A 13813-nucleotide genomic window follows, 5' to 3' on the forward strand; every position below is an offset into this window, starting at 1 on the left:
CTCTAGTTAAAAATATCACTGAAACAGATTACTTTTTTACTTCCCTGTAAAAAACCATCCCTGCATGATACAAAACACCATTTTTGAATACACCATCTGCCGTAAATCCGGTGTCGTCCACATATTCGATATAGTCATCTTCTAAGATATAGCTGCCTGTATAGGCACTTTGTCTCTGACCCCGTGCTTCATCATAACGGCCATTAGGCAAGAGTTCGTGACGGATATTTCCGTCTTCAGTTACCCACATCCCTATATAGGGATGCTGCGAAGCGTGTACACTTTTTTCCGCTTTGTTACTCTCCATGACTCCCACTCCTTTGTACTTCTATTTTTTTCTCAATTGCTCATTAGGTGTTGTATCTGCATCTTATTATGAGAGGAATGTCCATCAGCCCGGTAGAAGAATCAGAGCAAATTATTGCCTAATCCTCCAAAGCCCCTTAATATGTAATAAACTACTGAAAATGAAAACGGGCTACGTTGCAAAGAAGGGATGTGTCATGATGGGGGCAACCAAAATAGAAGGTTCTACCATGGAAAAACAAGCCGAGTTGGCAAGGCTTATAGAACGATTTTCAAATCAGGACGGAGTTCTCACTACAGCCATACCTTCGCTTCATTTCGTCCGAAGTTCAAATACAACCGTACCGATACATCAAGTCCATGAACCTGCTTTATGTATTGTGGCACAAGGCAGAAAAGTCGTGATGCTCGCAGAGGAAAGTTACCATTACGGCACATCCGATTACCTTGTTGTGTCGGTGGATTTGCCGATTTCCGGGCAGGTCATTCAAGCGTCAGCAGAAGCTCCTTATTTGTGCCTCCGGCTCAATTTTGATCCGCATCAGGTTTTGGACCTGATCAAGGAATCTGCTTTTCCCACAAGCCCAATGCCTGATTCCAGACGAGGCTTGTATGTAAGCCAAACTAACTCTCTACTGCTGGATGCCGTGGTAAGGCTAGTGCATCTTTTGGAAAACCCGCAAGATGTTCCGGTGCTGGCTCCATTAGTCATTCGTGAGATACTGTATAGGATTTTACAGGGGAATCAGGGGGAATCCTTAAAACAACTGGTCATGACCGGCAGCCATTCCAACCGGATCGCAGAAGTCATAAAGCGGATTAAGCAGGATTATGATAAGCCGTTACGTATTGAGGAATTGTCCAAACTAGCGAATATGAGTCCTTCGTCACTACATCGTCATTTTAAAGAGGTTACGGCTATGAGCCCAATGCAATATCAAAAACAATTACGTCTACAAGAGTCCCGCCGCCTGTTGTTATCTGAATCAGCGGATGCGGCAGATGTCGGTTTTCAGGTAGGTTACGAGAGTCCCTCACAATTCAGCCGCGAATACGCCCGCTTGTTCGGCCTGCCTCCAATTAGTGATATTAAACGCTTGCGCTCAGATCAGGATCACCAGACCACTTGAACCCATTGTTAGATGAACATCTGAAACCAATGGTTCTACTAACGTTTATCCCAATCATAAATGCCAGGATGTAAAAAACAGCACAAAACAGCCGCTCCTCCGGTAGAGACGCGGCTGTTCAATATATTCCTCTATGCATGTGGTCATCACTATTTGAGCATCAATACGGATTATCCAGCTTGACGAACAAGGCTCGGATAACATCCTTCTCTGCCGTAGTAAGCTTTTGTCCTGCCTGCCATTGTTGAATCTCTTTCTTGACTTCCTTGGGTTCTCTATAGCTGAGAGCATACCCGATGCTTCCTATACCTTGTGTGCGGTTGGTTTTGTCCATATTTGCCAATGCTCGAGTCATCGCAGTTCTATCTCTTGTAAACAAATCTCCCATAAGACCAGCATAGCTTTCGCTTAAAGCTCCATCCAATCCGTCAGAAGCCTGAATCAGATTTGCAAAGCTTTCCGATGGAATAAAAGCGCGCTGCCTATACAGATATTCGATAATTTCCAGGCTTTGATGTTCTTTGATTTCGTTTATCTTTCCCCATTGGATTCCTGCTAAATGGTCCGTCATATGACGGACTTTTGCTTCATCACTGAGGGATGAATCTTTATAAAAGGACAGCACTAGCTCCTCTTTACTTTGCTGGGTGTGCTGAGTATTGGCTGCAGTTTGCTTGGACTCCCCATTGTTTGCCCCGGACGGCGCCGCAGTTTCAGCATCCTGTCCCACTGGATGGGGAGTGCACCCTATGGTTACAGCCAGCAATAGTGCAGTACAAGCTACAGAAACGAACCCATTACCTTTTAACATGAATCCACTCTCCTGTCTGAACAAACAGTGGTCGTTATAATTGCCCAAAATCCACTCACACCCTACTACTCATCACGCCCTACCGTGGGCTTACGGATCACAGAGACGCTCGATTCCCTCACGATCAGGCGAGGCTCGAATTGCACACGCTCATAGTCCCCAGGTGCCTGTTCCTGAATCCGCTTGAGCAGCAGCTCCGCAGCCAACCGTGCCACCTCTTCCCCCATGATGGAAACTGAGCTGATCTGAGGGGTCGTTACCATAGCCCACAGATTGTTATCAATACCGACTACAGCAACCTCATCTGGCACCTTTACACCCAAATCCTTAAATCGATTGACGATCCCTATCGCCACCATATCATTAACCGCATAAATAGCATCCGGCATATGTTTCAGGCTGTAAAAATAATCGGCTGCACGCAGCCCTGTCTCAAAGGAGAAATCATCGCCAAAATAAACGAGTGAAGGGTCCACATGCTGGAGAGACTGCTCATAAGCGAAGTATCTTTCCTCGATTTTGTCCTTCGCAGCACCTGCATAGGCAATTCTTGTTCTGCCGATTTTAAGCAAATGCTCCATCACGAGTCTTCCCTCTTGCCGGGCCAGACTGACGATATCCGCTTTGACATCTTCGCCCAGCTTCTTGCCATAGTTAATAATGGACACGGGAACGCTGGCTTTGTTAATCAGATCTACCAACATTTTGGGATACGCCAGCGGCATAATGATGAGCCCGTCGACATGCAGCTTCTTGACCTCACGAACTGTTTCAAGCTCCATTCTGGCATTCCCAGCGGTATTGATTTGCACGACCCGGTAACCATGCTGCTTGGCGGCCTGCTCTACGGACCAAGCGATCTCTGGAATAATCGCGTTACGAATGTCTGGCACGGCCAGTGCGATTTGTCGTGTCTGACGAACTTTCAAGCTCTGAGCCGAGGTGTTGGGCGTAAACCCCATCTCTTCAATCACTTGCAAAATTAAGGCTTTCGTTCTCGGGCTGATGCCCTCACTATCATTAATAGCTCTGGAGACAGTCGCTATACCGACTCCTGCCCGCTTGGCTACATCCTCTATGGTTACTTTCTTTTGATCTGTCACGCCCAAAATCCTTTCAAGAACGGAATCGTTTTCTGACTTTCTAAAATAAAGTCTTAATGTTGATATTATACCACAGAATGAGTGTCTAAAAATTGAAGTCGTTTTCTTCTTGTCTTTGCTTCACCTGAAAAATTCGCAAAATCTCTTTGTATAAAAGTAACGAGCGAAATATAGCACTGTAGTCACAAGTGATTATATTCACAAAAAAATCAAGTGCTTTTTGCATTAAATTGGTTTGACAATGTGTAAAAATTGTGACATATTATTTTTCGGAAACGTTTCCTAATTCATTCACTTTTATAGAGGCAATGATCATATATTCGTCAAGGAGATGACAGACATGCAAGCATTGAGATGGCATGGAGTAAAAGACTTACGATTGGAAAATATTGAGCAGCCCGCTGCTCTGGCAGGAAAAGTAAAAATCAAAGTAGAATGGTGTGGCATTTGCGGAAGTGATCTTCACGAATATGTAGCAGGACCGATCTTCATTCCCCAAGATGCTCAGCATCCATTGACTGGCGAAAAAGCGCCGATCGTAATGGGACATGAATTCTCTGGACAAGTCGTCGAAATCGGTGAAGGTGTAACCAAGATTCAGGTTGGCGACCGTGTAGTTGTAGAACCGGTTTTTGCATGTGGAGAATGTGATGCATGTAAACAAGGCAAATATAATCTTTGCGATAAAATGGGCTTCCTCGGTCTGGCAGGCGGCGGTGGTGGATTTTCTGAATATGTCGCAGCTGACGAGCACATGGTTCACAAAATTCCAGAAAGCGTATCTTTCGAGCAAGGCGCATTGGTAGAGCCTTCGGCCGTTGCTTTGTATGCTGTTCGTCAAAGCCAACTGAAAGTCGGCGACAAAGCCGTAGTATTTGGCGCTGGTCCTATCGGATTGCTGGTTATTGAAGCGTTGAAAGCTTCGGGCGCATCTGAGATTTATGCAGTAGAGCTTTCCGAGGAGCGTAAAGCTAAAGCTGAAGAGCTGGGTGCTATCGTGATTGATCCTAAAACTTATGATGTGGTGGAAGAACTGCACAAACGAACCAACGGCGGCGTAGATGTAGCCTATGAAGTCACTGGAGTACCTCCTGTGCTGACTCAAGCTATTGAATCTACTAAAATTAGTGGACAAATTATGATCGTCAGCATTTTTGAAAAAGAAGCTCCGATCAAGCCTAACAATATCGTTATGAAGGAACGCAATCTGACTGGTATTATCGGCTACCGTGATGTATTCCCAGCTGTTATCAGCCTGATGGAAAAAGGTTATTTCCCTGCCGACAAGCTGGTTACCAAACGCATTAAACTCGAAGAAGTGATTGAGCAAGGTTTTGAAGGTCTCCTGAAAGAGAAAAATCAGGTTAAAATCCTGGTATCTCCGCAAGCCTAATATCGAAAACAAACCAGATGTCTGCTCTATGCAGACATCTTTTTATAAAAAAACGCTCTCCTTCCTGCGACATGCTGTCGTCAAGATGAGTAGCGTTTTTTGATTACCATTTGGATTACTGAGTTACATTTTTCAAAACATCGTCGATCATTTGACTGTTTGCAATTGTACCTGTATACAACCAGCTAGAATCCTTACCAAAATCGTATACATGGCCTTCTTTAACGGCTGGAATTCCCGCCCATACAGGATCTTTTACAATATCTTCTTTACTTACGTTTTTGCTGTTCACGATAAAGATATAATCCGCATCCAGCTCGGCCAGCTTCTCCAGCGATAAATTACTCCAGTTCGCCTTAGCCGTTTTGGAAATCTCCTGTACGACTTGTGGAATCTTGAATCCCAAATCCTTATACAATACATCACCGCTGGATAGATTCTGGTTTACGACATACACATTTTTATCCGTTACCCACAATGCCGCTGCAGTTTTTTGTCCTACCGTCTGACTCAGCTTGGCTTTAGCCTCTGCTGCTTTTTTGTCGTAGTTGCTCAATGCCTGCTTCGCTTCACTGCTCTTATTCAGCACCTCACCCACGGTCAGCAGCTCTTGACGCCAATCATTGTTCATATTAGTGCCTACCACGTAGGTTGGAGCAATTTTAGAGTATTGATTATATTTGTCGCCTTCCACCATGCTCGCACTGTCCATAATGATCAAATCAGGCTTGAAGTTCAGAACCGCCTCAAACGGAAGATCTGAAGCAATGGTAGGAACGTCCTTCAGTTCTTTTTGCAGGTAACCTTGAACTGAATTTTTGCCTACCGACCATTGGGCTACGGGTTTAACACCTAGGGCCACTAGATGATCCTCCAGATAAGAAGCGATCACACGCTGAGGCTGAGCCGGAACCTTCACCTCATGCCCAAGTGCATCCTTCAGCACCCTTTCCTGTGATGTTGGTTCCGCTGATGTATTATTGTTCCCTTGGGAAGCGCCATCGGTTGCCGCAGGACTGGATGTGCCTGAGCACGCGCTGAGCAGCAGGGTAAAACTAAGCAATAAAATAAATGCCATGGAATGCTTTGCGTTTCTATTCATTCGTAAAATCCCTTCATCATGATTTTGATAATGATTATTATCCTCAATAACAGTATGCAGGGCGCCACTTATCGAATCAATGGAACATTCGGACATGCTTAATGGATTATCCAGACTGGTATCTCTCACAAAAGCAGATGAATATAGGCTGTCCCGGTAATGAACCGGGGATACCCCCGTATATTTTTTGAATGCCCGGCTAAAGAAATAAACATCCGGGTACCCCACACTGACAGCGATATCCTGTAAAGTAGCATCCGTCTTCCGCAAAAGCTCCTTCGCCTTGTCCATTCGCAGTTGAATTAAGTACATAATCGGGCTACAATCCGTTTGTTTTTTAAATAACCGAGTCAGATGTCTCGGACTGCATTCCAACAATCCGGCCAAACGTTCGAGCGTTATGGACTCCGCGTAATGATCCTGCATAAATCGAATCGCCTGTGTCACGATATCCCGCGCAGAAGTTCGAGCCTTCGGTTCCTGCAATTGCCGCATACATTCATATGCAAAATCATAGAACCGACCCTGAGCCTGAATCTTGGATAGCGCCTCATGATCCTGCCATGCGTACTCCAGTAGTTGCAGCTTTTGGTACAGTATAACCGGATAAGGCGGTACAAAACCATGAGCTATCGAAGGATGATTATACATCGTGTGTCCCGATAGAGAAGTCGCTTTATATAGTACAAGGATATATTCTATCCCGTATTGCGAGGGTTTCATATTCAGTTCAAAGCCTTTGCTGCCATGCAGTACGTACCCTGAATGTGGCGTATCCTTCCAATCATCATCCAAACGCACGCTACCCTGCAATACAAATACAAAAGCCTGCGCAGGAAGACGATACGGTTGAAGCAACGCTTCCGGCTCCAGTCGAATATGCCGGACATCCATGACACGGATCGACGAATGAAGCCATAGGGACAGCAGTTTGTTTAACTCATCAGCTTCATGTCCCTTGCTCATCCCGGTATGGGAACCTGCCTGCTTTTGTCGATCCTGCTTCACGTATCAAAGCCTCCGCTTCATAAATATCATACTTTTTTTCCAAACCAACCTTATTATATATCATCTTTTACTGCGTCTACCATGAGACAAATATTCCTGCACGAAACAAGGTGAATATACCATTTCCATGGTACAATTTGTATAAATACAAGATTTAAAATACATAGGGGGTTTGACAGCATGAGCGGTCCCAACATTGCATTGAGTACAGGAGCTAATGCACCATTCGGTAAGGAAGATACGGTGCGGGTCACCATTACATGGAAGCATGCACCTGCCGAACTGGATGTTAGCTGTTTTATGGTAGGAGCAGACGGAAAGGTTTCCTCAGATGACTATTTCATTTTTTACAATCAACCCGCTGACCCGCACGGCCATGTACGGTTACAGCGTCCAAATGACAGAACCACTGAGTTTACTGTAGCGCTCCAGGAACTGGAACGAACCGGAGTGGAAAAATGTGTGTTTGCGGCCACACTGGACGGCCCGGGTACTTTTGCCGATGTGGTCGGCTGCTCACTTACTGCTCAAGGCAAGCAATCCCATATCACCTACAGTATCACCGAAGCCACCAGTGAGACATCACTTGTGCTGGCAGAGGTGTATCGTCATACGTCTGGCTTCAAGCTTCGCGCAGTTGGGCGTGGTTTCAATGGAGGACTAAAGCCGCTCGCCGAAGCTCATGGTGTCACCGTAGAGGAAACGGAATCGCCAGCAGCACCGTCAGCGGATAAAGCCGGCGTGAAGGAGCCTTCTCCTGTGAATGGAAGAATTAATCTGCTTAAACAGAAGGTACAAATTTCACTCCAAAAGAAGCAGATAGACCGTGAAAAAGCACGAGTAGCGGTTGTATTAGACGCTTCTGCTTCCATGGCGAAACTGTACTCTAAGGGAACCGTGCAAAAAGCCTTCGAACGTGTTCTGGCTGTATCGGCCTGCATGGATGACGATGGTGAAATGGATGTATGGTTTTTTGCGGACAAAGCCAAACGTGCTCCAAGCGTCACAGAGAGGGATTTCGAGAATTACGTAAAACGAAATTTCCCAGAAATCGGATACGGAAATATTGGATTTGGTAACAATGAGCCTGAAGTGATAGAGGATATTATTTTAAAATATACAAAAGAGGCACCCAATGAAACAATCCCGACCTACATTATCTTTTTCAGTGACGGTGGCGTATATGAAACGAAAAAAATATCAAAATTGCTGATCAAGTGCTCGAAAACTCCTATTTTCTGGCAATTTGTTGGTCTTGGTAATGCTGATTTTGGAGTCCTTCAAAAGTTGGATAATCTGCGTGGTCGCGTAGTGGATAATGCAGATTTCTTTGCCTTGGATGACATTGAGTCCGTGACAGACGCAGAATTGTACGACCGTCTGCTGAATGAGTTTCCTGGTTGGCTCAAGCAAGTGCGGGCTAAAGGAATATTGCGGAGCTAATTCTTCACCGCAATGCGATACTCCTACATGATCACTTAAATATCCGCCGAGCAGAACAATAAAGGCAGAATGACCGCAGATAGAGCAATCATCAGCGCCAGCATGCTGCCTCTGTTTTCCTCAGTTTGTTCTCTAGCGATTTCAATCTCCCTACCAGATCCTATTTATTTCATTTCCTAATTGGATATTTTCATGTAGTATAAGTCTAATTGAAGTAACCCTGTTTGGGCCATGCTGAAGCTATACACTATATGAAGGAGGATTTCATATTGAAATCAAATGAAGCAACTTTGCACAAAAAGCTGCTCCCACGGCACATTACCTTTATGGCTATGGGTGGAGTTATCGGAACGGGAATTTTTAAAGGAAGTACCGAAACGATTAGCTTGGCGGGACCTGGAGTTATTTTATCCTATGTCTTCGCAGGACTCTTGCTCTTAGTCGTTATGGGCGCAATTGCCGAGATGGCTACCGTCTACCCCAACATGAATATGAAGGATTTTATTCGCAAAGCTTTTGGAGAACGTCTGTCCTTTATTATCGGCTGGTTGTATTGCTTTATGTGGCTGGCCGTCTGTATCATTGAGGTCATTGCTGCGGGGAGCTTCCTGCAATATTGGTTGCCAGATGTTCCTCTATGGGTACTCAGTTTAGTGAGTGCGGCTTTCATTATTGTCGTCAACATGCTGAGTGTCGGCGGTTTTGGGGAGCTGGAATTTTGGCTTGCGGGTATTAAGATTGCCATGATTATTATCTTCATCGCCTTGGGTGGCTGTATACTGTTCGGGATTATTCCCACTGAAACTCCACCTTATCTAAGCAACTACGCGCAGCACGGCGGATTTCTACCTAATGGCTGGTTAGCTATCTTTTCAGCGCTGCTGGTCGTTACCTTTTCATACGGAGGGTCCGAGCTGATTGGACTGACGTTGACGGAGACAGAAAATCCGGAAAAGGTACTACCTAGAGTGGTTAAAAGCTTTATTCTTCGCGTTGTTTTGTTCTATACGTTGCCCATTCTCATCATTTGTGGCTTGATTCCATGGAACCAACTGGATGCGAATACCAGCCCGTTTGTACAGGTATTGTCTTCTGTAGGGCTTCAAGGCTCGGCTCATGTTATGAACTTTATTCTGATCACTGCTGTACTGTCTGCCGCCAATTCGGGAATTTACGGGGCTACACGTATGCTGCATTCGCTGGCTATCAATGGAGAAGGTCCCAAATCACTCGCCCGCTTATCTTCAAACGGGGTTCCGGTAAATAGTCTCAAATTGTGCGCTGTAGTCCTGATTGTCGGTTCCATGGTTGCTTATGTCGCTCAGGACGGGCTGTTCCGTATTTTAATGGCTGTACCTGGCTTCGTCGTGTTGCTCGTCTGGAGCTGCATTTGTCTGTCCCAATTGAAATTGCGCAAATCTTATCCAGTGGAGCCTACTTTCAAGATATGGGGATTCCCTTATGTAACGGCGGTTACAGTGGGATGCCTATGGGTCATTGCGTTTCTATTCTTGCTTGACCCGCAAAATCGCATTAGCATTAGCGTATGCGTGGCTTTCATGGCATTTCTGGTCATCTGGTCTTTGGTGAAATTCCGGAGAAAGCAGGCGTAAGCAGCACATGATTCAATCTTACCTGTTTCCTGTTTCATATGCCTTTCTTGCGTTTCCTTTTGCTGCCTTATTGTTCACACTGCCTTTCCTAATCGTGCAATATCGCAGGCATGGCTATATTCACAAGGCTAGAGCATGGCTGCTTTACTTGATGCTGTTATACTTAATGAACGCCTTCTTTCTGGTCATACTCCCACTTCCGGCATCGCGTCATAATGCTGCATTAGCCGGGGGAGCGTTGCAGTTGATGCCCTTGCAGTTCGTTCATGACATTATAAGAGAAACATCCATCTCACCCGCCCATCCCTCCAGCTATGTTCATTTGCTGAAGGAGCGCGCTTTTCTGCAAGTCGTTTTTAACGTTGTGATGACCGTGCCTTTCGGTATGTTCTTACGTTATTATTTCCGTGCACGATGGGGATGGTGTCTGATTCTGTCCTTTATCCTCTCCCTCTTCTTTGAGGTGACGCAGCTGACAGGACTGTATGGATTTTTTGACCATGCGTATCGTGTGTTCGATGTAGACGATTTGATGGCTAATACATTAGGCGGTATGCTAGGCTTTCTATTAGGCGAATGGTTTTCACGCTTCCTGCCCCGCTTGGAACATCTGGACAAGCATGTGGACATGGCAACGAAGCGAGTGTCCTATACCCGACGGGGCGTAGCCATTTTCGTGGATTCTATCATATGGACCGGGCTACTCGGAATCATGGAGTCTCTGCATGTGCCTGCTGCTTTCTGGGTTTCCAGTGGGGTATACTTTATGGTGGTTCCTTACCTAACGAATGGACGAACTCCAGGGAAATGGCTGGTGCGTATTCATCTCACAGGGACAGGACAACGGATTTCCCTATGGGAGCTCATAAAGCGTTACAGTCTCTTGTACTGGGTGTATTTTGGACTTAATTACGTACTGGGTGGGCCTGTCCTATGGTCTCAAGTGTCCCCTTGGCTAAGTGTTCTGATTAGCCTTTTGCTGTTAGTGATCAACGGATGGTTCTTTTTCCATCTGGTCATACGCCTATTTAAGAAAGACCCGTTATTTTATGAGGAGCTTAGCCATACTTCACACCAAATTATATGGCCCAAGCACTATCATCATCCTCAAAATGACACCGCTGACTCGGCAGAAACGTCGGGAGCGAATACCGTGAAATGATAACTGAAAGACTGACAACGTGATAAGCACCCGCGATCTACGTTGCATCTAAGCAAATAAAAAAACAGGCGAAGCAAAGGATTTCCTTTGTCCGCCTGTTTTTTTATTTTGCGCATAGATATTAGTTCGTTTCCCTTATTTCCACTGTGCAATTTGATCAATAGGCAATCGTGTGGACGGATGACCATCGTTGATACCTTTACCCATGGAAATGAGCATAACAGGGACATAACGATCTTTTTCCAGACCAAAGGCTTCAGCAATTTGATCCTTTTCAAAACCGCCAATAGCGTTAGTATCATAACCATGAGCGCGCGCTACCAGCATAAGCTGCATGGATACCAAACCACCGTCAATCAGGACTGTTTCTTTGTTCACAACTGGATCAAGCGCTGCAAAATGAGCTGCCACTTTTTCCTGTTGCATTTCTTTAATGTCTTTTGGCATATAGCCCAGTTCTACAGCTTCTCCGAAAATTTGTTCGAAATTATCAAAGTTATTCAAATCCCCAAATACAGCGATCACTGCCGAAGATGTTTCTACTTGACGTTGGTTGAAACGGGCCAATGGTGCCAGTGTAGCTTTACCTTCAGGGCTGTCAATGACGAGGAAACGCCAAGGTTGCAGGTTAATGGAAGATGGTGCGCGTGTAGCTTCTGTCAAAATCTCAGTCATTTCCTCACGGCTGATCTTCACGGACGGATCGTATACTTTTACAGAACGGCGTCCCAGGGCGATTTCTTTAAAATCATTCGTTTTTACAGTACTGGATGTGTTCGTATTATTCATTCCAATCTCTCCCACTATAAATTAATATTTTCTCATGTTTTCTCACTCGTTCTTCGGTTTTCAGCCATTGACATATCGAGCACTGGAGAAGTCGTGTAAGAATCTCATTATTTTCCGTATAAGCCGGTGGCAGGAATAGAGGTTGAGACATTTTTCCCAATCTATGGATCGACTTCTATGATCGCACCTTGGATATCCACTCCTGACTCTTGACGGCTTACCCTCCCATATCACGCGGGGTCTTTGCCCTTATGGAAATGATTCCTGCGGCTGCTCCGTGCTTCCTTTGTCTCTGCTTATTCCTGTCCGATGAGAAACATAAATCCGGTTTTTCTTAAGCTGTCTTCTGTAACTGGGCCTCACGTACTGGCCCTAAAACGTCGTTTGCATCGTACCGAACTTGCTTGGTGCCGAGCGTGTGAAGAACGCGAATCAGCTTCCCGCACAACGCTACAATCGATTGCTTTTTCTTCAGTGGATTCTGGCTTCGTTTGGTAAAGTATTGGTGCAGTACCTTAAACTCCGCATTCTTCGCCACCATGAGCATCACGACCGAAACAGTAGCGCTCTTAGCCTTGCGCGTCCTCGTTTGGTTATACTGGATTTTCCTTTTTTCTTCCCCGAGCTGTTCTCTTTGAGATTCAGTCCGGCCAGCCGTATAATCTGCTGTCCATGCTCGTAACCCCTTAGATCCCCCACTTCCGCCAGGAACCCCGCCAAGGTGACCACAGCCACGCCTGGCACAGTGAGCATCTCTTTCGTTCCTGGGATTTGAGAGAGTAGACGTTCCACCTCGGCTAGAATCTCTTCGAGCTGTCTGGCGAACATGTCGTACTGTTCCAGAAGTGTTTTAATCTCTATTTTTGCTGCTGGAAGTCCTTCGGTCAGACCGATGGAACTTCTCGCCGTTTCCACCAGTTGCCGGGCTCGTTTCGTCCCTACGGCTCGCTTCACGTCTTTCTTTCAGCGCTGGACGATGGCTTCTGCACCTAATTCTACGATCTCACCTGGCGTTGGAAACTCCTGCAAGGTAATGCGCGAAGCTTTCCCTTCCCAGTCTTTAAATACCTGCGTGTACTCTGGAAAAAAGCGATCCTGCCAGTTCTGTACCCGTGCATACAGGAGGCGCTTTTTTTGTTCAAATCTCAAATTAATTCATTACAGAAATGGCTCCTTACCTTAAAAATGAATGAACCCACTTCATCTTCTGACATTAGCGATCAGATAATAATTTTCCTCCCAAACCAATGTTTTCTTTTTCGCTTTCCTTAATCAAAACAATAAAAGCCGACTCGGGTACATTCATTATGGTTGAAGCTGATGTGGTAAGTTCAGTGACCAACGATCTTTTTTGTTCTTTATTTAATTTGCCTGCTTCAATAGTAATTACTGGCATGTAAATTCCTCCTTGTTTCCCCTATGGGTATAATGTAATTGGGGTCAGTCCATATCGGACATATGACCATTCATAACTTGCAGCATATCGGCTAGCTGGTGCCGCTGGGTCTCGTCGAAGCTCTGTAGCAGCTGAGCTACAAACTGCGAGCGCTCCTGCTTAAAGATGACAATGCGTGCACGCCCATAATCGGTCAGGCTTACCAAGGTAACCCTGTTGTCCTCTGGCTTCGTGCGTCGTGTGACCATCGCTATCGTTTCAAGCTGCTTCAAATGGCGCGTTACGGCTGCAGCGTCAATGCCAACCTCTTTTTGCAGGAGAGTTTGACTAATCTCCTCCACTTGATACAACTTGCACAATAGCTGCAATCTGGATGCGCTGACTCCTGCGCAACGCTCAAACTTGGAGCTAATCTGCTTGTTCAGCAACAACAGCATGTCAAAAATATACTCAGGCTCGGATGGTGTCTGGGTGATATCAATCTCTCCTCCCTTAAGCATATCGCTGGGCTTCGTGATCCGACCTTTGATCCAACCTTTGATCCATCAATTATTGAT

12 protein-coding genes and 1 pseudogene are annotated in these 13813 nt (G+C 45.6%); 5 read left to right on the forward strand and 8 right to left on the reverse strand.

The window, feature by feature from the left end:
* Positions 1 to 28 precede the first annotated feature (28 nt).
* Positions 29 to 307, reverse strand: coding sequence for an Atu4866 domain-containing protein (locus tag ACUUJN_RS19055; protein WP_013311369.1), 279 nt, complete (start codon positions 305 to 307; stop codon positions 29 to 31).
* Positions 308 to 506: 199 nt separating this feature from the next.
* Between ACUUJN_RS19055 and ACUUJN_RS19060 the strand changes: the two genes are divergently transcribed.
* Positions 507 to 1436, forward strand: coding sequence for an AraC family transcriptional regulator (locus tag ACUUJN_RS19060; protein WP_069081184.1), 930 nt, complete (start codon positions 507 to 509; stop codon positions 1434 to 1436).
* A gap of 160 nt (positions 1437 to 1596) precedes the next feature.
* Here ACUUJN_RS19060 and ACUUJN_RS19065 read toward each other — a convergent pair whose 3' ends face one another.
* Together ACUUJN_RS19065 and ACUUJN_RS19070 are read right to left on the reverse strand one after the other, a co-directional pair.
* Complete coding sequence (locus ACUUJN_RS19065) at positions 1597 to 2247, reverse strand: hypothetical protein (RefSeq protein WP_028542247.1); 651 nt, start codon at positions 2245 to 2247, stop codon at positions 1597 to 1599.
* 65 nt (positions 2248 to 2312) lie between these two features.
* Complete coding sequence (locus ACUUJN_RS19070) at positions 2313 to 3350, reverse strand: LacI family DNA-binding transcriptional regulator (protein WP_484668813.1); 1038 nt, start codon at positions 3348 to 3350, stop codon at positions 2313 to 2315.
* Between the two features lie 340 nt (positions 3351 to 3690).
* On the opposite strand from ACUUJN_RS19070, the gene ACUUJN_RS19075 reads away from it, so the two are divergent.
* A complete protein-coding gene (locus tag ACUUJN_RS19075) occupies positions 3691 to 4743 on the forward strand; it encodes a 2,3-butanediol dehydrogenase (protein ID WP_028542246.1) in 1053 nt (350 codons plus the stop codon).
* Positions 4744 to 4858: 115 nt separating this feature from the next.
* Here ACUUJN_RS19075 and ACUUJN_RS19080 read toward each other — a convergent pair whose 3' ends face one another.
* On the reverse strand, positions 4859 to 6853 hold the full coding sequence (locus tag ACUUJN_RS19080; RefSeq protein WP_484668814.1) for an ABC transporter substrate-binding protein: 1995 nt from the start codon (positions 6851 to 6853) through the stop codon (positions 4859 to 4861).
* Positions 6854 to 7033: 180 nt separating this feature from the next.
* Here ACUUJN_RS19080 and ACUUJN_RS19085 point away from each other — a divergent pair, with 180 nt between their 5' ends.
* From ACUUJN_RS19085 to ACUUJN_RS19095, 3 genes are all read left to right on the forward strand, one after another.
* Complete coding sequence (locus ACUUJN_RS19085) at positions 7034 to 8296, forward strand: VWA domain-containing protein (protein ID WP_316244048.1); 1263 nt, start codon at positions 7034 to 7036, stop codon at positions 8294 to 8296.
* 269 nt (positions 8297 to 8565) lie between these two features.
* Positions 8566 to 9909: an amino acid permease gene (locus tag ACUUJN_RS19090; protein WP_028542243.1), complete on the forward strand. Its 1344-nt coding sequence runs from the start codon at positions 8566 to 8568 to the stop codon at positions 9907 to 9909.
* Between the two features lie 7 nt (positions 9910 to 9916).
* The gene (locus ACUUJN_RS19095; protein ID WP_069081165.1) at positions 9917 to 11071 is read left to right on the forward strand and encodes a VanZ family protein; all 1155 of its coding nucleotides are present in this window, start codon (positions 9917 to 9919) and stop codon (positions 11069 to 11071) included.
* A 135-nt stretch (positions 11072 to 11206) separates the two neighbouring features.
* On the opposite strand, the gene ACUUJN_RS19100 is transcribed toward ACUUJN_RS19095, so the two are convergent.
* The 4 genes and pseudogenes from ACUUJN_RS19100 to ACUUJN_RS19115 form a co-directional block, all read right to left on the reverse strand.
* Entirely contained in the window at positions 11207 to 11860 is a 654-nt protein-coding gene (locus ACUUJN_RS19100; protein WP_023989745.1) for a nitroreductase family protein, read from the reverse strand.
* A 334-nt stretch (positions 11861 to 12194) separates the two neighbouring features.
* A pseudogene (locus ACUUJN_RS19105) lies at positions 12195 to 12973 on the reverse strand (transposase); the annotation flags it as partial.
* Positions 12974 to 13073: 100 nt separating this feature from the next.
* Entirely contained in the window at positions 13074 to 13256 is a 183-nt protein-coding gene (gene dmpI, locus ACUUJN_RS19110) for a 4-oxalocrotonate tautomerase DmpI (protein WP_023989746.1), read from the reverse strand.
* Positions 13257 to 13300: 44 nt separating this feature from the next.
* Positions 13301 to 13693 (reverse strand): MarR family winged helix-turn-helix transcriptional regulator, encoded by a 393-nt coding sequence (locus tag ACUUJN_RS19115; protein ID WP_076295540.1) that lies wholly within the window; start codon positions 13691 to 13693, stop codon positions 13301 to 13303.
* Between the last annotated feature and the right edge of the window lie 120 nt (positions 13694 to 13813).

Source organism: Paenibacillus sp. LRG-1 (genome assembly GCF_057220305.1).